Origin of the sequence: Alkalicoccus urumqiensis (genome assembly GCF_002993335.1) — a bacterium.
GTDB classification, from domain to species: domain Bacteria; phylum Bacillota; class Bacilli; order Bacillales; family Salisediminibacteriaceae; genus Alkalicoccus; species Alkalicoccus urumqiensis.
This window is the reverse complement of the sequence record NZ_PVNS01000005.1, coordinates 12,781-34,590: the sequence shown is the minus strand read 5'-3', so window position 1 is coordinate 34,590 and position 21,810 is coordinate 12,781. Positions and strand designations below refer to the sequence as shown.

Annotated in this window: 20 protein-coding genes; 10 read left to right on the top strand and 10 right to left on the bottom strand. The window is 50.7% G+C overall.

Features of this window, described 5'->3' with window-relative positions:
• Positions 1 to 96 precede the first annotated feature (96 nt).
• Positions 97 to 405 (bottom strand): STAS domain-containing protein, encoded by a 309-nt coding sequence (locus C6I21_RS06320; protein ID WP_105958604.1) that lies wholly within the window; start codon positions 403 to 405, stop codon positions 97 to 99.
• Positions 402 to 1,778 carry a methyl-accepting chemotaxis protein gene (locus C6I21_RS06315; protein WP_181186129.1) on the bottom strand — a complete coding sequence of 459 codons (1,377 nt, stop codon included), beginning with the start codon at positions 1,776 to 1,778 and terminating at the stop codon, positions 402 to 404. The genes C6I21_RS06320 and C6I21_RS06315 overlap by 4 nt, the downstream gene beginning before the upstream one ends.
• Before the next feature lie 280 nt (positions 1,779 to 2,058).
• On the opposite strand from C6I21_RS06315, the gene C6I21_RS06310 reads away from it, so the two are divergent.
• Positions 2,059 to 3,051: a LacI family DNA-binding transcriptional regulator gene (locus C6I21_RS06310; RefSeq protein ID WP_105958602.1), complete on the top strand. Its 993-nt coding sequence runs from the start codon at positions 2,059 to 2,061 to the stop codon at positions 3,049 to 3,051.
• 105 nt (positions 3,052 to 3,156) lie between these two features.
• Complete coding sequence (locus tag C6I21_RS06305; RefSeq protein ID WP_105958601.1) at positions 3,157 to 4,533, top strand: sucrose-specific PTS transporter subunit IIBC; 1,377 nt, start codon at positions 3,157 to 3,159, stop codon at positions 4,531 to 4,533.
• Between the two features lie 69 nt (positions 4,534 to 4,602).
• Here the strand turns inward: C6I21_RS06305 and C6I21_RS06300 are convergent, their stop codons facing one another.
• Positions 4,603 to 6,444, bottom strand: coding sequence for a BCCT family transporter (locus C6I21_RS06300; RefSeq protein ID WP_105958600.1), 1,842 nt, complete (start codon positions 6,442 to 6,444; stop codon positions 4,603 to 4,605).
• 155 nt (positions 6,445 to 6,599) lie between these two features.
• On the opposite strand from C6I21_RS06300, the gene csaA reads away from it, so the two are divergent.
• On the top strand, positions 6,600 to 6,932 hold the full coding sequence (gene csaA / locus C6I21_RS06295; RefSeq protein WP_105958599.1) for a chaperone CsaA: 333 nt from the start codon (positions 6,600 to 6,602) through the stop codon (positions 6,930 to 6,932).
• Positions 6,933 to 6,971: 39 nt separating this feature from the next.
• Here csaA and C6I21_RS06290 read toward each other — a convergent pair whose 3' ends face one another.
• Complete coding sequence (locus C6I21_RS06290) at positions 6,972 to 7,808, bottom strand: hypothetical protein (protein WP_105958598.1); 837 nt, start codon at positions 7,806 to 7,808, stop codon at positions 6,972 to 6,974.
• A gap of 107 nt (positions 7,809 to 7,915) precedes the next feature.
• Between C6I21_RS06290 and C6I21_RS06285 the strand changes: the two genes are divergently transcribed.
• Positions 7,916 to 8,479: a hypothetical protein gene (locus C6I21_RS06285; protein WP_105958597.1), complete on the top strand. Its 564-nt coding sequence runs from the start codon at positions 7,916 to 7,918 to the stop codon at positions 8,477 to 8,479.
• Between the two features lie 109 nt (positions 8,480 to 8,588).
• Here C6I21_RS06285 and C6I21_RS06280 read toward each other — a convergent pair whose 3' ends face one another.
• A complete protein-coding gene (locus C6I21_RS06280; RefSeq protein ID WP_105958596.1) occupies positions 8,589 to 9,431 on the bottom strand; it encodes a GerMN domain-containing protein in 843 nt (280 codons plus the stop codon).
• A gap of 210 nt (positions 9,432 to 9,641) precedes the next feature.
• Here C6I21_RS06280 and C6I21_RS06275 point away from each other — a divergent pair, with 210 nt between their 5' ends.
• Positions 9,642 to 10,256: a hypothetical protein gene (locus tag C6I21_RS06275; protein WP_142393222.1), complete on the top strand. Its 615-nt coding sequence runs from the start codon at positions 9,642 to 9,644 to the stop codon at positions 10,254 to 10,256.
• 66 nt (positions 10,257 to 10,322) lie between these two features.
• On the opposite strand, the gene C6I21_RS06270 is transcribed toward C6I21_RS06275, so the two are convergent.
• The 3 genes from C6I21_RS06270 to C6I21_RS06260 all read right to left on the bottom strand — a co-directional run bounded on the left by C6I21_RS06270 (position 10,323) and on the right by C6I21_RS06260 (position 13,503).
• On the bottom strand, positions 10,323 to 11,348 hold the full coding sequence (locus C6I21_RS06270) for a glycine betaine ABC transporter substrate-binding protein (RefSeq protein ID WP_425352477.1): 1,026 nt from the start codon (positions 11,346 to 11,348) through the stop codon (positions 10,323 to 10,325).
• A gap of 72 nt (positions 11,349 to 11,420) precedes the next feature.
• Entirely contained in the window at positions 11,421 to 12,269 is an 849-nt protein-coding gene (locus C6I21_RS06265) for an ABC transporter permease (RefSeq protein WP_105958783.1), read from the bottom strand.
• 37 nt (positions 12,270 to 12,306) lie between these two features.
• Positions 12,307 to 13,503, bottom strand: a complete 1,197-nt coding sequence (locus C6I21_RS06260) for a quaternary amine ABC transporter ATP-binding protein (RefSeq protein ID WP_105958594.1) — start codon at positions 13,501 to 13,503, stop codon at positions 12,307 to 12,309.
• 288 nt (positions 13,504 to 13,791) lie between these two features.
• On the opposite strand from C6I21_RS06260, the gene C6I21_RS06255 reads away from it, so the two are divergent.
• The 3 genes from C6I21_RS06255 to C6I21_RS06245 all read left to right on the top strand — a co-directional run bounded on the left by C6I21_RS06255 (position 13,792) and on the right by C6I21_RS06245 (position 16,451).
• Entirely contained in the window at positions 13,792 to 14,361 is a 570-nt protein-coding gene (locus tag C6I21_RS06255) for a GbsR/MarR family transcriptional regulator (protein WP_105958593.1), read from the top strand.
• Positions 14,362 to 14,592: 231 nt separating this feature from the next.
• The gene (sigX, locus tag C6I21_RS06250; RefSeq protein WP_105958592.1) at positions 14,593 to 15,141 is read left to right on the top strand and encodes an RNA polymerase sigma factor SigX; all 549 of its coding nucleotides are present in this window, start codon (positions 14,593 to 14,595) and stop codon (positions 15,139 to 15,141) included.
• The gene (locus C6I21_RS06245; protein ID WP_105958591.1) at positions 15,138 to 16,451 is read left to right on the top strand and encodes a hypothetical protein; all 1,314 of its coding nucleotides are present in this window, start codon (positions 15,138 to 15,140) and stop codon (positions 16,449 to 16,451) included. Before sigX ends, C6I21_RS06245 begins: the two co-directional genes overlap by 4 nt.
• A gap of 663 nt (positions 16,452 to 17,114) precedes the next feature.
• Here the strand turns inward: C6I21_RS06245 and C6I21_RS06240 are convergent.
• A complete protein-coding gene (locus C6I21_RS06240; protein WP_105958590.1) occupies positions 17,115 to 18,236 on the bottom strand; it encodes an MFS transporter in 1,122 nt (373 codons plus the stop codon).
• A gap of 85 nt (positions 18,237 to 18,321) precedes the next feature.
• Positions 18,322 to 19,653, bottom strand: coding sequence for a sigma-54 interaction domain-containing protein (locus C6I21_RS06235; protein WP_105958589.1), 1,332 nt, complete (start codon positions 19,651 to 19,653; stop codon positions 18,322 to 18,324).
• Between the two features lie 248 nt (positions 19,654 to 19,901).
• Here C6I21_RS06235 and C6I21_RS06230 point away from each other — a divergent pair, with 248 nt between their 5' ends.
• Together C6I21_RS06230 and rocF are read left to right on the top strand one after the other, a co-directional pair.
• Complete coding sequence (locus C6I21_RS06230; RefSeq protein ID WP_105958588.1) at positions 19,902 to 20,807, top strand: proline dehydrogenase family protein; 906 nt, start codon at positions 19,902 to 19,904, stop codon at positions 20,805 to 20,807.
• A gap of 87 nt (positions 20,808 to 20,894) precedes the next feature.
• Complete coding sequence (rocF, locus tag C6I21_RS06225) at positions 20,895 to 21,794, top strand: arginase (RefSeq protein WP_105958587.1); 900 nt, start codon at positions 20,895 to 20,897, stop codon at positions 21,792 to 21,794.
• The last annotated feature ends 16 nt before the right edge of the window (positions 21,795 to 21,810 follow it).

The window sequence follows — 21,810 nt, the reverse complement described above, 5'->3', positions numbered from 1 at the left end:
AGCCCGCCGGTGTAGACAGCAGGGCTCTGGTCAGAGGGGTTCGTTTCAAGATAAGGTGAACGGCGCGGCGGAGGGCGTCATCAAAAGAGGGCGTACTCATGAAGGGTCCACCGAAAAGACGTGGTGAAGCCGTGTAAGCGTGAAAATTTCCGCCACCTGCGGCTGTGGATTCTGAATGCGGACGCCTCCATTATTCTGGGCTGCCCGCTTGTAGATGGCCACAAGCACACCAAGCCCGGCGCTGTCGATAAACGTCACCTTGGAAAAATCAAAAACGAAATTGGATTTGCCTTCTTCGGCATAAGGAAGCAGCTGCTCCCGCAGCGTCGATGCATCCTGCACATAAATGTCACCGCCGAGGGTGACACGGACGTTTTCTTTTTCTTCCTGGATCGATAATATCATGATGCGGCATTCTCCTTTCGTTCATAAAAGACAGAGACGGCTTCCCGGAGCCTTGAGGCCAGTTCATTCATTTCCTCTGTACTTTCAGCGATTGTTGTGAGTGTAATATTGGTTTCTGACGCGGACTCCGACACGCCTGCAGCACTTTTTTCCGTACTCTCGACAAATGTCGCCAGCTGGTCAATGAGTGATACGATCTTTTCCGATGTCGCGACTTCTTCGTTCGTCACTTTCGAAATATCCTGCATGTTGGAAGCTGTACTGCGGATGGAGGTAAAGATGGACTCAAACATCTGCGCGGTTTCTTCCATTTCCCTGCTTCCTGCAGCAATGGAACGGTCATTGTTCTCCATCGCATCGGACGCCCGGGCTGTCGTCCGGGTAATTTCTTCAATGATGCCGGTGACATTTTCTGCTTCGTTTGACGTCTGTTCGGCAAGCTTACGTACCTCATCTGCAACGACCGCAAATCCGCGTCCGGCATCCCCGGCCCGTGCCGCTTCAATGGCTGCATTCAGCGCAAGGAGGTTCGTCTGTTCCGAAATATCGGTAATGGTATCCACGATGGAATGAATCTGCTTGGAATAGTCATCCAGAGAGGCGACATGCGCCTTCGTTTCTTTGGATTCGTTCCGCATTTCTTCCATCGATGCTGTTATCTCTTCCAGGCGGGTACGGCCGGCTTCCGAGGCTTCGAGTGTTTCGGACGTCGTTTTCTCAGCTGCGCCGGCTTTTTCTTTGGCAATCTGTATAAGTGAGGACAATTCGAGAAGCGCCTGGGATACTTCTTCAATCGCCTCGTTTCCGCTTCTCGCCTGCTGAAGCATGCCGGACGCATTGTTCGTTACTTCTTCCGTGCCGGCGTGGAGTTCCTCGACGGCAGCGGCGTTCTGTTCGGCTGCATCGGCGACATCTTTGGACGAGCTGCGGACAGAATGTATGATGGAATCCATCGTTTCATTCAGACGGTTGAACGCGGTGCCGAGCTGTCCGATTTCATCCTCGGAGCGAACAGAAACGCGCTGATCCAGGTGAATTTTTTCTCCCTGCATCTGCTGGATTGTTTCGTTCATTTCCATGACCGGCCGGAGAACAATCCGCCGGAGGCCGATGAAAACGACGATCACGAGGATGAGCGTGTTGACGATGAGTGTAAAGTACGTCTGCAGGATGCTGTTCACTTCACTGCCGAGAAACGAAAGAACACCGCTGTCAAAAACGAGCAGCTGTATGTAGGAGATTGGTGCTCCCATCAGAAGACTGAAAAGGGTGGCGCCGACGATTAAAAGCGTCATTTTCCGGCTGATGGTCCGTTTAAAGGAAAGTGGCGGGCGTCTGCCCGCAGATGGTGCCTGCGTAATCGATTGTTCCATAAGTACAGCCTCCTGCATTCAAGTATTTAGGTATAAAGTGTTAAGTATATCATACCCCATTCCCTGCATTCTTAGTACAAAAAGAACATAAAAAATGAAAAATGGCTCCATACTAAAAAGAAATGACACCATAAGGCCCCGTCTATATCCAATTGCTGGCGAAGCAGAATGATTTGACTGCAGCACAACTCGTGCTACACTATGATCAGAAAAGCGCTGTCATCTTCTGAAAAACCGGTGGATGGGGCGGTTTTTACAATCGAAGGAGAGGAGGTGCCGTGTGGTAACGATCAATGATATTGCGAGGCAGGCAGGCGTTTCCAGAACGACGGTTTCGCGGGTGCTTAATGCATCGGGCTATGTCAGTCATGAAGCGAGAAAAGCGGTGGAGCAGGTTATAAAGGACACAGGTTATGTGCCGTCCGAGCACGCAAAGTCGCTCAGGCTGAAACGGACGAAAGCAGTTGGAGTCATTATTCCCCGCATCAGTACAGAAACGACGAGCCGGATCGTGGATGGGATCAGCCGGGCGGTGGAAGAGGCCGGCTACCATATCCTGCTTGCCAATTCGAATCTGCAGCCGGAAAAGGAAATTGAGCACATGCAGTTTTTGGAGAGCAGACGCGTGGACGGTATTATTCTTCTCGCAACGAACCGGGAGGCACGCGTTACCGAAGCGCTCCAAAATTTAAAAATTCCTGCAGCTGTTGTCGGCCAGGATTTTGAAGATGCTTCTTCTGTCATTTTTAAGGATTACGAAGCGGCCGGTGCGGTCGTCCGTCAGTTGATAGCAGCGGGAAAAACACGCATCGGATTCATCGGGGTCGATGATTCGGATGAAGCTGTTGGCAGAAGAAGAAGGCTTGCGTATGAGGATGCGCTGCATGAGGCGGGTATTACACCGGAAGCTGCATGGGTGCAGACAGCAGGTTTTGACCTTCCGAGCGGAGAAAAGGCAGCCGAACGGATGCTTCAGGAATGTGTGGAGGTGCCGGATGCTGTGTTTGCGGTAACCGACCGTCTTGCAGCAGGGGCCCAGCACGTGTTTCAGCAGCGGGGATACCGTATTCCGGAAGAGGTTCAGATTGCCGGTATGGGTGGAACAGAAATTGCGGCATATATGTCGCCGCCGTTATGGACAGCTGACTACCAGTATGAGGAAGCAGGGGAAGAAGCAGTCAGACTCCTGATGGAACAAATACAGTCCGGAAAGAAAAAAGTCGAAAAATCTCGAATTAGTTATAGACTTTTAAATACGGATCGTTTATCATGATGATGGAATCGATTACACAAACGATTTTCTCTTTTTTATAGGTTGTGGAATCGATCACATGTTTACCAGTCAACCAGAAACACATAAACGAAAGGAGCGTTCTGCATGGCGGATGAAAACCGTAGAATAGCAGAAGAACTGATCGAGGCCATCGGCGGCAAAGAGAACATCGATACTGCTGCCCATTGTGCGACACGACTTAGATTGATGGTGAAAGACAAAGAAAAGATCGATCAGGAAAAAGTAGAGGAAATTGATAAAGTAAAAGGAGCGTTTTACAATTCCGGACAGTATCAGGTCATTTTCGGAACCGGTACCGTAAACCGAATTCACGAGCAAGTGATTGACCTTGGGGTGTCCGAGTCCTCCAAGTCTGATCAGAAAGAACAGGTGAAACAGCAGGGGAACGCCTTCCAGCGTCTGCTGCGGACATTCGGTGACATTTTCGTGCCGATCATTCCAGTACTCGTTGCTACAGGTCTTTTCATGGGGGTACGGGGATTAATTACAAACCTATTCCCTGACGCACTGCCGGAAAACTTCCTGCTCTTAACGCAGGTTCTTACAGACACCGCATTCGCCTTCCTGCCGGCGCTCATCGCCTGGTCGGCGTTCAGGGTGTTCGGTGGAAGTCCGGTCATCGGTATTGTACTTGGTCTGATGCTCGTAAACCCTGCACTCCCGAACGCCTATGATGTCGGTTCCGGAGATGCGTCACCGATTATGTTCTTCGGTTTTATTCCGATTATCGGCTATCAGGGATCGGTCCTTCCGGCATTTATCGCCGGTTTCTTCGGAGCGAAGCTCGAGAAGTGGCTCCGTCAGCGTATTCCGGAAGCACTGGATTTAATTTTAACGCCATTTTTAACGCTGTTAATTATGATCTTTGCTGCATTGTTCGTCCTCGGCCCTGTATTTTCCGCTGTGGAAGCAGCGATTATGGCCGGTGCGACGTTTGTACTCGATCTTCCATTCGGCATCAGCGGTCTTATTATCGGCGGACTGCACCAGGTAATCGTTATTACAGGTGTACATCACGTTTTCAACCTGTTTGAAATCCAGCTTCTTGCTGACAACGGACTCAACCCATTTAACGCGCTCATTACTGCCGGTATTGCTGCGCAGGGTGGTGCTGCTCTGGCCGTCGGTTTGAAAACAGCATCGAAAAAGCTGAAAGCACTGGCGCTGCCATCGTCCTTGTCTGCGTTTCTCGGTATTACCGAGCCGGCGATCTTCGGTGTTAACCTCCGTTACGTCAAGCCGTTTTTAATGGGACTGATCGGGGGCGCGGCAGGTGGCTTCTTCGCCTCACTGTTTAACCTGCAGGCAACAGGCATGGCGATCACCGTCATTCCGGGTACGCTTCTTTACCTGGATACGGCGATGTCCCTTATTCTCTATATCATGGCAAACCTCATTGCAGCCGGTACTGCCTTTATTCTCACATGGCTCTTCGGCTTTAACGACAAAATGACACAGTAGAAAGAAAACTGGCCCCCTATCGGATTGCATCTTCCGAAAGGGGGCCTCTGTTTGTATACAAAAGTATCCTTATTTGTCCCGGTCCTCCTGCTGCCGGCGCTTGATCTCTTCGGTATCTTCCTCAAACGGTTCCTCAAGATCTTCCCGGAGATCTTTGTACACTTTCTCTTTTACTTCTTCGTACACTTCGTCTTTAATATCATCATACACTTCCTCTTTCACCTGCTCGTACACGTCTTCTTTCATTTCATCGTACATATCTTCTCTGACTTCTTCTTTGAAGTCATTACGCAGATCATCGCGGACGTCATCCCGGAAATCTTCGTATACGTTATCTTTCATACCGCCGTATACTTCTTTTTTCACCTGTGTCCGCTCCCGCTTCCGCTGACGGAGACGGTCTGCTTTCAAATCTTTGCTCATCATGGTGAGAAGCGAGAACAGCATAACAATCATGACGAATGCAAACGGCAGTGCGGCGACAATCGACGCGGTCTGCAGTCCTTCAAGTCCGCCGCTGAAGAGCAACGCACTTGCCGTCCCGGCGATTAAGAAGCCCCAGATCACTTTGATGGACAGCTTTGGTGCAAGACTGCCCTGACTTGTCAACGCACCGAGCACATAGGAGGCGGAATCTGCCGATGTAATAAAGAAAATAATAATGAGAATAACCGCGAGCGTACTCATAAGGCCGGCGAGCGGCAGTTCACCGAGGGTGGCAAATAAAGCTATTTCCACATTTTCCTGTACAAGTTCGCCGATCTGATCATTTCCCTGGAAAATCAGATCAAGCGCTGTACCGCCGAATGCCGTAAACCAGATGGCAGCGAGAAGGGACGGTACGATCAGAACACCTGCAACGAATTCGCGGATCGTACGGCCCCGTGAAATACGGGCGATAAAGATTCCCATAAACGGCGCCCAGGAAATATGCCAGGCCCAGAAGAAGATGGTGTTATTACCGAGCCACTCCCCATCACCGAAAGGATCGAGGTCCAGGCTCATCGACATGACGTTGGACATGTAGCTTCCGATCGTCGTCACAAAATTCTGGGCGATAAACAGTGTCGGTCCGACGATAATGACGAAAAGAAGCAGCACGGCACCGATCGACAGGTTAATCGTACTCAAAATTTTGATGCCTTTATTTACACCGGTGGCCGCAGAGAAAATAAACAGCACGGTGACGATACCGATGATCGTCATCTGCGTAATCGCATTGTTTGGAATCGGGTCAAATAAGTAGGAAAAGCCGCCCGAAATCTGCAGCGCACTCAGGCCGAACGTTGTCGCAACACCGGTGGATGTAGCTAGTACCGCTAATACATCGATCCCTTTTCCGAGCGGACCCTGGGCACGGTCACCGAGAAACGGCTGAAACGCGGAACTGATGAGCGCCGGCTGGTCTTTCCGGAACTGCACGTAGGCGAGCGTCAGGGCAACAAGGGAAAAGATCGCCCATGGATGCAGCGCCCAGTGGAAGACGCCGTAGCGGAGCCCTGCGCCGGCTCGGATCTCCTCACTTGCACCGGCAAAGTCGGGGTGCGGATCGAAAAAGTAAAGGACAGGCTCCGCGACTCCCCAGAAGACGAAGCCGACACCGATGCCGGCCGAGAAAAGCATGCCAACCCATGTGAAAAAGTTGTATTCCGGCCGTTCGTCCGGTTTGCCGAGTCGCAGCTTTCCGAACGGACTCAGCGCGAGAAACAGGACGAAGGCGATAAAAAAGGCGGTGGAAAGCATATAAAACCAGCCGAAATTATCGAGTGTAAAAGCAAGGCCGACTGCAGAAGTATCCGCAAGTGAGCCGGGGCTGATCAATCCCCAAAACACAAAGGCGAGAACGAGTGGAGCGGTTATGTAAAATACAATGCTCGGCCTTTTCGTTTCATATTCGTAGTTGTCTGCCATGATGTATCTCCTCCAATGATGTCGTATTAGGAAAGGCCTTATCATTAATACTTATACCTACCCTCTATGACAGCGTTGAAAAACATCTATTAACAAAGTTACCTGTCGATGACAGAGGGCGTTTCCAGTATACTAGAAGAAACAGGAGGGATTCGATGGCACAATTTGAAGATTTTTTGAAACTCGATATCCGTATCGGCACCGTAGTGGAAGCGTGGCATCTGGAAAAAGCAAAGGTTCCTGCGGTGGCGATGAAAATTGATTTTGGTCCGGAGATTGGCATTCTGCAGTCGAGTGCGCAGATTACAAAGCGGTACAGTCCGGAAATTATGAAAGGGAAGCAGGTAACGGGAATCGTTAATTTTCCGCCGCGGAAAATCGCCGGTTTCTCCTCCGAAGTGCTTGTCATCGGTGGAATGCCGGAAGAGGGGGATGTCGTCCTCGTACGTCCGGATGAACACGTGCCGGACGGAACGAAAATCGGCTGAATGAAAACAGGCTGTCTGCGGGTGCAGACAGCCTGGCGTTTACGAAGCCGGCGGATTTACGTAGAAAGACGTTGTATCATAGAGCGTATCATCCAGGTAGACGAGAAGCTCATATTCTCCTGTGTCGAGCTCCGGATCGGCAAGGTCCAGCAGATCAAGCGAAAGCCTTCCGGTGGAAAAAAGCGACACTTCAAATGTCCGGACCGGCTCCGTGTCTGTGCCGGAGCGGTAAAACAGTTCATAGGAGAGCGTTTTTCCTTCGAGGGAAGGCCCGGCATAAAAGAGATTTACAGAGCCGCTGTATTTTTCAAATACCGGATCATCCATGACATCGAGCATGCCCTCCGGCGTAGGGGTCCGTTCCTCATCGTAGACATAGACGCCGCTTTCCACAGGCGGATTGTACTGCCACTCGAGCAGGGTGATCAGCGGCCAGGCAGCCAGGAGAAAAGCGGCAGCCGGTGCGATCAAGGCTGCTCTCATGCTCCGGCCGGACATCCGGAAAATCGGCGCATTGGAAGGGTGGTATTTTTTCTTCTCCAGCGCACGGTAGAACCAGGCGTTTCCGAATACCCCAAAAAGAAGATGAACGAACACGAATGGGACCGCGACAAGTAGAGGTGTGCGTACAAACGCGCCGGATAAGCCAAGCCACGCAGGCAGAAAAGATTCGACAAACGCAGCAGCTGTCAAAAATGCGGCATAAAAGAGCACAGCCCCGTATAAATGCCGGGACGCGCTCCAGAATGGCGCGGCGAAAAAGGCAGCGGTATTCCATCCTGCGAACAGATGCGGTTTCCGACTGCGCTCAAAAGACCGTATGTAGCGCTCTGCATTGGGGCCGATCATCGTATGATAGGATTCTGAATTCAGCATAGTCCGTCTCCTCAAGTAAGTTATACAAAGTCAAGATGAAGTGTAACATATCCGGAAGCCGGATGGACGGCTTCTGCTTGAACAATCAGTGAAAGGAGAGGCTTTTAGTGAGAATACGCCTGTTTTTCCTGTTCCTTCTGACTGCCGGGTGCAGCACGTTTTCCGATGAACCCCCATACTCTCTGATGGATTCGTCGTTTTCCTATGACGGGTTTGTCTACCCAGAGCAGTGGGAAATGGTGGCCATGGCGGAAATTCCCTCTGAAAGCGGGGAAATGCCTGTCCGCTATGCTATCCGGTTCGGGGAAAAAGCGGGAACCAATGAGGTCTCTGAAGCAACCATCGATGATTTTAATCAGGAGTCAGGAGAGCGGCGTCAGCTCTACTACCATACATACTATGCGCATTACGCGGATTTTACTATTTCGGAAAACGGCCTTTCCACGCCGCTTGCTGGACTGGAAGGGACAGGCTCGATGATCGTTAAAGGAACGGAAGTGCTTATGCTGGAAGAAGAGGGGCGCTGGGCGGCGAACTGGTTTCAGGACGGCACGTACTATGAGCTTCTCCTTCACCGGGAGGCAGGAGTACAGTCCGAAGCAGAGTTCAGGCAGATTGTCGAAGGATTTTTAACGTCACCGGAGGAGCAGGGGCTGCGCAGGTTTTTGTAAGACCAGAGAGACGATTTCGATGGTACATATAAAAACGCTGCAGCGGCCTGTTCTGGACCGCTGCAGCGTTTGTCGTCAGGAGGGAGAGGGCTCCCTGCAAGTACTTTCATTATTCTGCGGAGTACAGCTCAACTGCTTCCGGATCTCCCGCCTGAATTGGTTCAGAGAGGTCCATGTGTCCGAGGAAGTCACTGACTTCTTCGCCGTCAATCAGAATCATTGTTTCTTCTGCACCGAACTGCTCCATCATCAGTGCAATCTGGTCGGTAAGCATCATTTCACCGCTTGAACCGAGATTCGCATCCTCTGCTTCCGGAGAAAGAGAGACGGTGGCCATCGTATCGTCAAGCTCCACTGACTGGACAGAAGCGCCTTCCGGCAGCAGGCCGTAAAGCTCCTCTTCTTCCGGACCGGCGGCCCAGAGTTCCATCGCTTCCATTGCACCGGCGTCATCCATTGTGACGCTTGTGTCCGCTTCTACTTTGAACGTGTCCAGAAGCTCTGCATCCGCGTAGTAGAGGTGCAGCGGATCGACCATGGCTGCTTCTTCATCCGCCGCAGCTTCTTCTTCACCGCTCTCATTCTCATTCAGCTCGGCCGTTTCGGTTTCCGGCTCTTCTGCAGATTCGTTTGTCTCGTTCGCCGCAGAGGCTTCCTCTTCCGTTTCTGCTTCTTCCGTTTCCTCTTCGTCTTCCTCCGGAGAGGTGACTTCTTCGTTCATGTTTTCCTCCGGATCTTCCTCATTGGCATCAGCACCGGACGTCTCATTCGTCTCATTTTCTTCCGGATCGCTCTCCGGCTCTTCATCCGCCGGCTCATTTACTTCGTTGGTTTCTGTATTGCTGGAGGAGTTAATTTCTGTCGTCTCCCCGTTTGTTTCTTCCCCCTGGCCGCAGGCAGCAAGCGTCGTAAGTGCTGCTGTTCCTGCAAGAACAAATGTTAATCGCTTCATGTCGTGACATCCTTTCGTAAAATGGAGTATGTGTTTGGAATTCCAGTTTGTTAGTCGAGAGTTTCATGAATAATGTTACATCCAGAACAACACATAGTATAATAAGGGACATCGTCCCTATGCAAGCGACGAAGTAACTATCCAAATGAGAAAAGGGGAGGAAGCCCTATCGCCCGGGATAAATATACCGTTGAATATATCTATGAAGGAATGATGGTCATCCTCGCCTTCGCTGCTGTTGCGACCATCTGGTATGAAACGCAGTATGATTCGTACATCGTATGGGGAACGTGGGGCGTCTTTTTCATTGATTTCTGCATCCGATTTTACCGTGCGGAGAAAAAATGGCGCTTTATTAAACAAAATCCGTTCGTCGTGATCGCCGTTATTCCGCTGGATGCCATCTTTCAATTTGCCCGCATCGCGCGCATTCTTCATTTTCTCCGTCTGAAAACGATGACGAAATATTATACGAAGCCGGCTGTGAAGCTGCTGACGCAGCAGAAGGCAACGCATATTATACCCGGTATCTTTGTCATCGTGTTTTTAAGCGCGATCCCGCTTTATCTGGCTGAATCATCCAGACTGGATCACTACGCGGAAGCCTGGGTCGGAAGTGTGGCTGCGCTCGTTTTCTTCGGGTATTCCTATATTGAACCGGAAACAACACTTGGCACGGTCGTCATCACCTTTTTGACAATATGCGGCGTTATGGTTCATGCTGTGACGATCCGCTTCCTTCTCTTCTGGGGAAGAGACACGTGGGTGGCACGAAAAGCGGCAAAAAAAGCCGAGAAAAAGTGGAATGCTTTTCGAAACGACTGACCAATACTAAAAAACGACCCGGAACTCCAAAGGAGCCCGGGTCGTTTTACGTTCGTTCTGCTTTATTTACTGAAGATCTTCAATGGAGTCGATGTCCATGTACTCAGGAACAACGAGGCCGGTACGTGCACCTTCCAGGTTTGCTCCGAGGTCTTCCATGGAATCACCGTAATCTTCAACAAGGTGCTCGTGTGTCAGTGGGAGCCATGCAGCTACCATTGCATCTGCTTCACCTTCAGATACGGCCTGGAACATGAAGTTTGCTTCCAGTGGGTCCATTGATACGTCGTAGCCGAGGTCTTCAAGGACGAGTGCGATCATGTTTGTGGATGCAATTTCAGAATCCCATGCAACAAAGACGAGGCTGATTTCTTCGCCGTCTACTTCTTCCACACCGTCTGTCCATTCAGCGACAGTATCTTCATTGTTGTCGATCCAGTTACGAGCAGCTTCAACTTCGTCTGTGCCGTCCTGGATTTCCATCATAATTTCACCCATGTCTTCTTCAGACCACTGGAAGTTGTCCAGAACCTGGTATGCTTCCGGCATGTCTTCTTCAAGACCTTCGCGGGCAAATGTGTGAATGTCTTCCGCTTCGCCGTAAACGCCTTCTGGATCTTCGAGGAATTTCAGGTCAAAGGAAGAGAACTTCCAGTGAGGAGTCCAGCCAGTTACGATAATCGGCTCTTCATTTTCCACTGCGTCCGCAAGTGCCTGCGTCATCGCAGCGTCCGAGCTTGCTGTTACGTCCCAGTCGGACAGCTCGTATGTTTCCACTGCTTCGTCTGTTGCAGACATGATTCCGGCACCTGCATCAATACCAGTGATTGTGTAATCCAGCTCTTCACCGACATTTCCGGAAGCTTCGCCGCCGTCGTTGTCTGCTGCATCATTTTCTTCAGCAGCGTTGTTTTCGCCTGCGTTGTTCTCTGCAGCGTTATTTTCGCCCGCATTGTTCTCTTCAGCAGCGTTATTTCCGCCTGCATTGTCAGCAGCATTGTTTCCAGCGTTGTCTTCTTCTGCACCACACCCTGCGATAACGAGACCGAGAGAGAGGCTTGCAGCAAGACCAAATTTGTTCATTTTACGCATAATGACATCCCCTTTAAGATAGTAATATTTATTTTCACCCGGGAGAGAAAGCGTCTCCCGGGCCGAAAATCATTAGGAAGCGCGTTTATCCGGATTGAGCGCCTGAGTCAGGCGGTCCAGAATAATCGCGAGAATAACCAGGCTGATCCCGGCTTCAAAGCCCATAGCCAGATCGTTCCGGCCGACCGCATAGTAAACCTGGCGGCCGATACCGTCTGTACCGATCATCGCGGCGATAACAACCATAGATAGTGCAAGCATGATCGTCTGGTTCACACCGGCCATAATCGTTACTTTTGCCATCGGCAGCTGTACTTTAAACAGCTTCTGTCCCGGCGTCGAACCGAACGCGTCGGATGCTTCAATCAGCTCCGCCGGAACCTGGCGGATACCGAGATTTGTCAAACGCACCGTCGGCGGCACCGCGAAAATAACGGATGCAATAACACCTGGTACAATACCGATACTGAAGAAAGCGACGGCAGGAATCAAGTAAACGAAAGCCGGCATCGTCTGCATGAAGTCTAGAATCGGTGTGACAATGTTGCGTACCATATCATTCCGGCCCATCCAGATACCGACAGGAATACCGATAATAATCGAAATAAGCGTCGCTGTCAGAACGAGCGACAGTGTCAGAATCAAATCATCCCAGTAGCCGATACTCTCGATGAATAACAAACCGAAGAAAATTAAAATCGGCAGACCGAATTTTCCGGTTTTCCGGACGAGAAGGTAACCGACAGCGGTCAAAATAAGAATGAATAAAATCGGCGGTATCAGGCTGAAAAAGCCGTTAAACACGTCCGTAACAAACGCGACTGTACCGCGGATAGCCATAAACAGCCACGCTGCGTTCTGAAGCCACTCAACAAATGCTTCGATCCAGTCTCCCACCGGAAGCTCCGGCATGAAATCCAGGATCGCATCAAACCAGTCGTAAAACGATTCCCATGCGTTACTCAATCTCATTCACCTCTTTTCCGGATAGTGCAGATAGAATTTTACTGCGGATCACGATGCCTTCGAGCTTGTTGTCTTCTCCGACAACAGCGATCGGCACGCTGGAAGTGGAAGTGAGATTGAACAGATCGTGCATCGGTGTATCCAGGCTGCACGTCGGAACGTCTTTTTGAACATACGGTACAATGTCACGCTCATCGCGCTTAACCGCTTCGGCAATATCTGCCGCGTGGACAATACCCTGCAGCTGGCGGGAGCGGTTCACACAGTAAACGCTTGATATATCCGCATCACGCATCCGCTGAAGCGCCACGCGGGTACCGTCTTTATCAATATTCACCGTCTCCGGACGCGTCATAATATGTTCAGCTGTGTACACTTTCGAGCGGTCCACATCTTCAACGAACCGGCTGACGTAATCATCAGCAGGATGCATCAGAATATCTTCCGGCGTTCCGATCTGTACAACAGCTCCGTCTTTCATAATCATGATCCGGTCTCCAATGCGGAGCGCCTCATCAAGATCGTGTGTAATGAAAATAATCGTCTTCTGCATTTTTGCCTGCAGATCAAGAAGTTCATCCTGCATATCTTTACGGATAAGCGGGTCGAGTGCGGAGAATGCTTCGTCCATAAGCAGAACCGTCGGGTCATTGGCAAGTGCCCGTGCCAGACCGACACGCTGCTGCATGCCCCCGGAAAGCTGATCCGGATACTGCTCCTCATAGCCTTCCAGTCCGACAAGCTTTAGAGCTTCCATTGCTTTCTGATGACGCTCTTCTTTGCTGATAGCCTGAACTTCCAAGCCGTATTCCACATTCTGAAGAATGGTGCGGAACGGGAAAAGGCCGAACTTCTGGAACACCATGCTCATTTTCTTTCTGCGGACTTCCCGCAGCTGTTCGTCGTTCATTTTAGCAAGGTCGTCGCCGTCGATTTGAATCTGACCTTCTGTCGGATCAATCAGACGGTTCAACAGCCTTACAAGCGTTGATTTTCCGGAGCCGGACAGCCCCATGATAACGAAAACTTCAGCTTCGTTTACGTCAAATGTGGCCCGGTTGACACCGACAGTCAATCCGGTTTCTTTTAAAATTTCATCTTTCGACTTCTTTTCTTTCAGCATTTCCAAAGCCGGTTTCGGCCGTCTGCCGAATATTTTGGATAAATTTCTTACTTCGATCTTCGCCAATGCTGTCACCTCGTTTTCTTCGTGGAGTTGTGTCGTTGGAACCATGTGAGATTATGAGTAAATGTAAAAAATCGACCTTTCACACTATACGTGCTGCCAGACAGAATTTCAACTGATACATGCAGGGAAATAAGCGTGTAAAGTTTGTACAGAAAAAACTGTATGAAAATGAAGAGCCTCCATCTCCATTATACTCTATTTTCCTTGCTTTTAGATGCCTATCTGTAATTTTACTTTCATTTTCTGTCTGCTAGCATAAGATTAGACACTAAATCGGGTGGTGATTGTATGGATATGGAAGAATCCCGTGCCCGTCTGGAAGAAGCGAGAGAACGTTTTGTACACGAATTGACGAATCATATTCACCTGTATGATATCTCGGGCTCTGTGGGACGTTTGTACGGTACGATCCTTTTTGCTGAGAATCCTATGACGCTCGACGAAATGGCGGAGAAAACCGGGATGAGCAAAACGAGTATGAGCACCGGGGTCCGTGCGCTGTCGGAAGCGAATATGGTGGAGAAAACGTGGAGAAAAGGTGTGCGGAAAGATTTGTACCAGACGGATCCCGACTGGTACAAAGCGTTTGCCACGGTGTTTATTAAACGATGGGCCGAAGCGGCAGAGATGAATCAACGGGCACTGCTTGAAACGAAAGCGAAACTGGAGCAGCTCATACAGGAAGAGGACCTGGAAAAGGAAGTTCAAGAGCAGGCAGCGCATGATCTGGAAAAACTGTCTGAGGCGGAAGCCTTTTATGACTGGCTGAATGAAGTCACGAACTTATTCGAATCCGAAGCGATTTACTCCATTATACCAAAACGGACAAAAGAAAGCCCGCTGCACCGAAAAGCATAACCGGTGCAGTTTTTTCTATGCAGGGGGATTTTTCTGTTTTCTATGTCCCGGGGCAGGAAGCTCCACGCAATCATTTCCTGTAAAACCCTCTTACGGACGCTGAATTCTGGTAAAATGAACATGTACATAATCTATAAAGAAAAACTTCCGTCTGATTGATATAAATATGTAAAAGGCCTGTAACATCTGCACAGAAATATCGACAAATGATTTGAGCAGGGAGGGAACGATGTGAAAGAAGAGTTCGAACGACTATACTCTGCTTACCACCAGCAATTATTTCAATATGTTTTTTACCTGGTCCGCAGCCGGGAAACCGCGGAGGAGCTCGTGCAGGAAGTATACATTAAGGTACTGAATTCCTTTGAATCGTTCGAAGGAAAAAGCAGCGAAAAAACATGGCTTTATTCCATCGCAAAGCACGTGGCCATTGACTGGATCCGCCGCCAGTCCCGTAAAAAGCGGAAGTTTGAAGGGAAAGAATACGAATGGAGTGAGCGGGAATTTGAAATAGAAGATAAGCAGCCTCTGCCGGAGGATATCGTCATGCAGAAAGAAGAAATCCAGCAGGTGTACCGGATGCTCGAGAAATGTACAGCAGACCAGCAGCAGGTGATGATTCTGCGCTACGTGCAGTCCTTAAGCATTGCGGAGTGTGCAGATATCCTCGGCTGGTCGGAAAGCAAAGTGAAAACAACGCAGCACCGAGCGCTGAAGGCACTGCAGAAGCAGTTGAAATCAGCAGAGGATGCCCGCGGAAGAGAGGAGGGAGCCCGTTGACGAAAGAAAAATGGACGGAAGACAAAATAGAGAAAACGCTTACGGACCTGCCGAAAGTCGAAGACCGCAGATCCAAAGACGAGCTTTTTCAGACGATACAGGCCCAGAGCGGACAGCGGCGGATGGAACGACGTAAAGATAAAAAGCCGTGGTTTTTCCCGGCTGCAGCATCTGCTGCGGCAGCGCTGCTTCTGCTGCTCATGCTGCCGTCATTCATGAACACCGGCCTGTTTACTTCAGATCAGCCACAGTCAAATACCGCAGGAAGCAACCAGGCAGCGGTGGAAAATAATGCGGCAGCGCCGGCAGAAGAGGAAGGAACGGATACGGAATCTGACGACGGTGGTTCCATGACGGCTATGGATGAAGCAGATAATACTGAAGCAGAAGAAGCTGTGGTGGAACGTCCTGAAAATACCGAAAATGAAGAAAATACTGCCGCAGAGAATGACGCCGGAGGCGACAATGCAGCGCAAAACAATGAGAATATGAATACTGCGGAGCTGCCGGAGGAAAATGACGCAGAAGAAAATGCAGCTGCCGAAGAAGAAGTCGAGTATACAGTCACAGAGGAAAATGACATTTTCCTGATTGCGGAAGCTTCTCCAGAAGAAGACATTGTCACAGTGACGCCTGCCTCAGCTTCCGGACTCGACCGGGAACAGGCTGTACGTGAAGCGCTGGAAGCCGGAGATCCGACGGGAATGGATCTTTTCGCACAGCTTGAGGAAGTCGTTTTCGACTCACCGGAGGAAGGAGCTGTTTCTCTCCGCTTTGAAGAGGATGTGATGCTGCAGTCGATGAGCAGCGCACAGCAGGTCTATACATCCGAAGTGCTTCAGGAAGTGCTGTCCCTCTACCGGGTCCGGGAAGTATACTTCTTTGTCGGGGACGAGCCGGCTGATTTCGGCCAGTCCGGCGAAGACCGCATGGATATATCGTCTCTGAACAGAGGTTTTTACGGCGTGCCGGGAAGTGACCGGCTGATCAGTGCCCGGGCGTCCGGCGAACAGCAGACAAACGGCGCCGGCGAACCACTGAACTTTGTGGAAACCGTGCTCGAAATGCAGGATGCCGAATCGGGCGGTACGGAAAGCGTCATTCCCGACGCTCTCGAGTTCACAGGGGATATGTACGTGGAGGGAGATACCGCGATGATCTTCTATACGTATGACGGCGGAGAGGCGGAAGAAACCCGCTTTCACGAAGCAGTACAGCTTACGGCAAAGTATTTCACTATTTCCGAGATCGAGTTTTACAACGAATCGACCGGTGAACTGACGATCGCTCCGGTCGGAAACGGCTCATAATACAAGTAAAAGACAGACCGCAGGACTTCCTGCAGTCTGTCTTTTTTGGAGTACAAGAAAGTATAAAATTCGAAGCCTCTTCCGAGCAGGAATGCCAAGGGTTATAGCATGTCAACGTTCTGATTTATTTGCCGTTTGTTTTTGTTAATGGAGCTTCTCCGCTTTTCGGCAGAAGCTTGCCGTGGGCTTGTCTTCAGCTATTTCTCATGGCCTGCGCCCTGAGAAAGGATCTTCAGACTGCGCTTGATCCCACCGGCGTCTCTGCCGAACGCTTCGAAGCGCAGTAAAATAGAGGTGAAATACGAAGGATTCATAGCAGAAAAAATGTTTATAAGGTAATGATGGTCTCTTCCCATTCGATTGAATGACAGCATTTCTGCGCAAAAGGGATCGCTTCTAACAAGTGTTTTTTCTACCTGCCGAAACCGGAGGCCGTCGACTCCGGGAGGATCCGAACGAGGCGAAAATCCATTCCTTCTGACGGAAGGAAGAAGGAATTAGTTGAGCCCGTTCCCTCCGGAACGCGTACGGCTGCAGGTGCAGGCAGAAAGCGGGAACCTCTTCAATAGATCTCTCTTTTCTCTTAAGACCAGGCGGTTTCTGCCTGGTTTATTTTACTTTTTAAGAACAACGCTGTTCCATAGAAACCTTCCGGTGTTTTCGTTAGTCACCCGGACGGAGGAAAAAGAGAACAGCAGCGGCGGCTGCGAGGAAACCGGCTGTCAGAAGAAACGGAATGCCCAGATGATCGGTGACAAATCCCGCACCGGCGGAACCTGCGACGACGCCGAAGGAGAAGCATGCATAAAACAGGCCGTAGGCTTTACCGCGGTCCGCTTCTTCGACGCTGACGGCTGTCATCTGATTCATCGACGGGAAGATAAAGGCAAAACCGACGCCGTAGACGATCATCGCGCACGCGAGCAGGACGATTCCCTCTGCCGCATGAAGCAGTGTCATGGATACGGCAATAATGCCGATACCGGAAACCACGAGAGAGACAGGTTGTGCCCGCTGGTAAATGCCATTTAACGGAGTGATAAAAATAAGAAGAGCGGTAATGCCGTACGTGCTGAGAAGGGCGCCGGAAGCGGCCGTGGAGAAGCCGGCGCTGGCTGCTGCAAGCGGCAGGGCAAATGCGAGGACTCCGTTACTGACCATGAGCGAAAATGCGGCAAGAGATGCCTGCATCAGCTGTCTGTTGTGCAGAAGGTTTCTCCAGCGGCCCTGCTGCTTCTTTTTTTGGGGAATGCTCGTTTCCCGGACGAAAAAAAGCGCCAGTACAATCCCGGCCGCGAAGAGAATAAACGTGACGTAAAAGACAAGCTCGTACTGCCCGCGTGAGGCAAGAATACCGCCGAGTGCCGGGCCGGTCACAGCGGAAATGCCGATAGCAGCACCGGCGTATGCCATCATTTTCCGGCTGCCACTGCTGCTGCGGTCCCCGATCAGCGCGAAGGCGGCGGGTATCATAAGGCCTCCTGCCAGACCGTGAAGAAACCGCACAGCAACAAGCTGCCAGCCATTCTGGGCGAGTGGATACAGGAGAATCACGGCAGCGACGGAAATCATCCCTGCAAGCAGTACCGGCTTTCGTCCTGCGCGGTCGATCCACGCACCGCCGATGATGTTACCGGCGATATTCATGAGGGAATACATCGAAACAACGACCCCGGCAAGCGCTGCCGACGCACCGAGGCTCAGCGCATACGGTGTCATCATCGGCAGCTGGATAAACGTATCCAGAAACACGATAAATATGAGAACATACATCAGTTTCGTCAACAGATGGACTCCTTTAATACAAGTATAGTAAACACTGTTTTCTGCAATCGTATCACAAGAGAGAAGTCCAGTCAGAGCAGGCCACTCAAAAACGGAGGTCGTATTTATGAATGCGGTACTGCAGGCTCTGCCGTTTGATGCCGAGAGTACGGGCGGAGGCACTGATATTTCCTCCATGATAGGTAAGCACCTGCTGCAGATACTGCTTTTCTGCTTCTTCCATTCGTTCGGAGAGCGGGGAGAATTCATCTTTCTGCGGCACTGGAGGAAGCGGAGGCGGATGACTTCCGGGGAGCGCCACTTCCAGCGGTCTCCCCTCCGGTGCCAGGTTTACAGCTCCTTCGATTAGATGCTCCAGCTCCCGGACATTGCCTGGAAAGTCATACCGGGTCAGCCGGTGAATCGAAGTCTGGGTGATCGACGGGATGTCCAGGTGGAATAAGTGTGTGTAATAGGATAGGAAATGCCCGGCAAGAAGCGGGATGTCTTCTTTTCTCTCCCGGAGCGACGGGAGGTGGATATCGACAACGCTCACGCGGTGGTACAGATCTCTGCGCAGTGCTCCCGAAAAGAGAAGCTCCTCCACCTCACCGCCCACAGCTGCCAGAATACGGACATCCACTGCTGTTTCTTTCGTGGAGCCGAGCCGCCGTACACGTTTTTCCTCCAGCACACGTAGAAGTTTTGCCTGCAGCGCCGGAGGCAGTGTATGCAGTTCATCGAGGAAAAGTGTTCCCTGGTCCGCCTGTTCAAATAAACCGGGCTGATCTGCAGCATCGGTAAAGGCGCCCTTAACTGAACCGAAAAGAAGCTGCTCACTTAACGAAGCCGGCAGTGCTGCGCAGTTCTGTGCAATAAATGGGCCACCTGCGCGCGGACTGCCCTGGTGAATACTCTGTGCGATCAGTTCTTTTCCAGTGCCTGTTTCTCCAGTAATGAGAACGGGAGACTGCGATAAGGCTGCACGTTCCGCCCTGTGGACAGATTCCACAAAAGCCGGAGCCTGCCCGATCAGATCCTGAAACGTCCAGCGGAGGCCGCGGCGCTCCCGGCTCATCCGCTCCAGGCTTGTGATATCTCTTGCCAATTCCACCGCTCCGATACAGACGTCGTTTTCGTAAAGTGGAAAAATATCGTTAATCGTTGTGATGCGGTCTCCTTTAAATGTATGATACGTCTGCTGCATGCCGGTAAATGTTTTTCCTGAATGGATGGCCTGAAGCAGCCGGCTTTCTGTACTGGATGCGAATTGAAAAATATCGAGCAGGTGTCTGGATACCACCTCTCCAGGGTCCATACCTTCGATGCGGGACATTTTCTGGTTATATACCTGCGAACGTCCGTCTGCATCAATCATATGGACGCCGGTGTCCAGTGAATTCAGCAGATTCTGCCAGGGCTGCGATACAGGAAACATACAATCACTCCTACATAAAATAACGTCCTTGAATGACAAAAAAATAGGCGGGTTTACGAAAAAATATTTTACACTGCAAATTGATTTTGCACAAGAGGGATTGTAAGCCCTTTCACAACAAGGGGGTGTTCTGGCACGTTTCTTGCATTATTTAGTAAGTAGAAGGAGCAGCATCCGGTTATTTTCAGGATGATTTGGGAATAGTACTGCAACCGGAGGCTGCAACTACCTGAAAGGAGTGTAGATGAATGATTACCCGTACATTTTTTCTATTTCTGGCGAAAAACCAGTTTGTAAAGGATAAAGCAACAAAATGGGGTCCGAAGTTTGGTGCGAAGTCGGTCATTGCAGGTGAAACGATTGAGGAAGCGATGGAGACCGTGCGGAAGCTGAATGAAAAAGGGTTGTCTGCAACCGTTGACCATCTCGGAGAATTTGTCTATACGAAAGAAGAAGCAGAAGATGCGGCAGACTACTGTCTCCGTACACTCGATGCGATCGAGTCCTCCGGTGTGGACTGCAACCTTTCTTTAAAATTGACACAGCTCGGACTCGATGTCGACCGGGGACTGTGCATGAACAACATGCGCATGATTCTGGACCGCGCCCAGTCCTATAATAATTTCGTCCGTATCGACATGGAGGATTATTCCCACCTGGAGCCGACGCTCAGCGTCCTGCAGGAACTGCGTGAAACATACACGAATGTCGGCACAGCCATTCAGGGCTACCTGTACCGTGCGGAGCAGGACATTGACGCGCTGAAAGGAACGAACGTCCGCCTGATCAAAGGAGCGTACAATGAACCTCCGGAAGTGGCTTACCAGGATGCGGACGAAGTGTATAAAAATTATTTAAACATGATTAAACGTCATCTGCAGAACGGAAGCTACGGTGCCGTAGCGACCCATGATCACAATATCATTGCCGAAGTGAAAGAATTTGCGGAGAAAGAAGGAATTCCGAAAGATCAGTTAGAATTTCAAATGCTGTATGGTTTCCGCAGTGAACTGCAGGAGGAAATTGCTCAGGAAGGGTACAAAATGAGAGTGTACGTTCCTTTCGGCAACGACTGGTACGGCTATTTCATGCGGCGTCTGGCTGAGCGGCCGCAGAACATTACGTTTGCTGTACGCGGACTGCTGTCGAAGTAGGATCTTCTAAAAAGAGGACCGTATCCCGGGAAACTGACGGGGACGGTCCTTTCACATGAGTCATTACATACTACAGGAGGAATAGACATGAAGAAAATTGCACTGATTGGTGTGCCGATGGATTTGGGACAGATGCGCCGGGGCGTTGATATGGGCCCGAGTGTGATCCGCTATGCAGGAGTCGTGGAGCGGCTTGAAGCGCTCGGCTATGAGGTGGAGGACAGAGGAGACATTACGATCGACCGGCCGGGCCGGGTGGACGTAAAAAATGGCGACAATTTAAAAGATCTGCAGGAAGTCGTCAAGGCAAATGAACGTTTGTCGGACGAAGTAGCCCGGGCTGTGTCGGAAGGGAAATTTCCGCTCGTTCTCGGCGGCGACCACAGCATTGCAATCGGCACGCTGGCAGGGACATCGCAGAAACGAAAAAATTTAGGCGTTATCTGGTACGACGCGCACGGAGACTTAAACACCGGCGAAACTTCCCCATCAGGGAACATTCACGGAATGCCGCTTTCCGTAAGTCTGGGGCTCGGCCATGAGTCGCTCACTGGTATTGGCGGCACAGACGCGAAAGTGAAGCCGGAGAATGTCGTCTTAATCGGTGCGCGTTCCCTTGATCAGGGCGAACGCGATCTCATTAAAGAGAAAGGTATCCGTGTGTACACGATGCATGAAATCGACCGGCTCGGCATGAGCCGTGTTATGCAGGAGGCGATGGAATACGTAAATGACGGCACAGATGGAGTGCATCTGTCCCTGGACCTGGATGCGCTTGATCCACATGATGCCCCGGGTGTGGGGACGCCGGTTGTCGGCGGACCGACGTACCGGGAGACGCACCTGGCTATGGAGATGCTTGCAGAAAGCGGAATGATTACGTCCGCAGAATTCGTGGAAGTCAATCCAATTCTGGACGTAAAAAACCAGACGGCAGAAGCGGCGGTTGCTCTGATCGGCTCGCTTTTTGGAGAAAAACTGCTTTAAGCGTGTATCCGGCTTT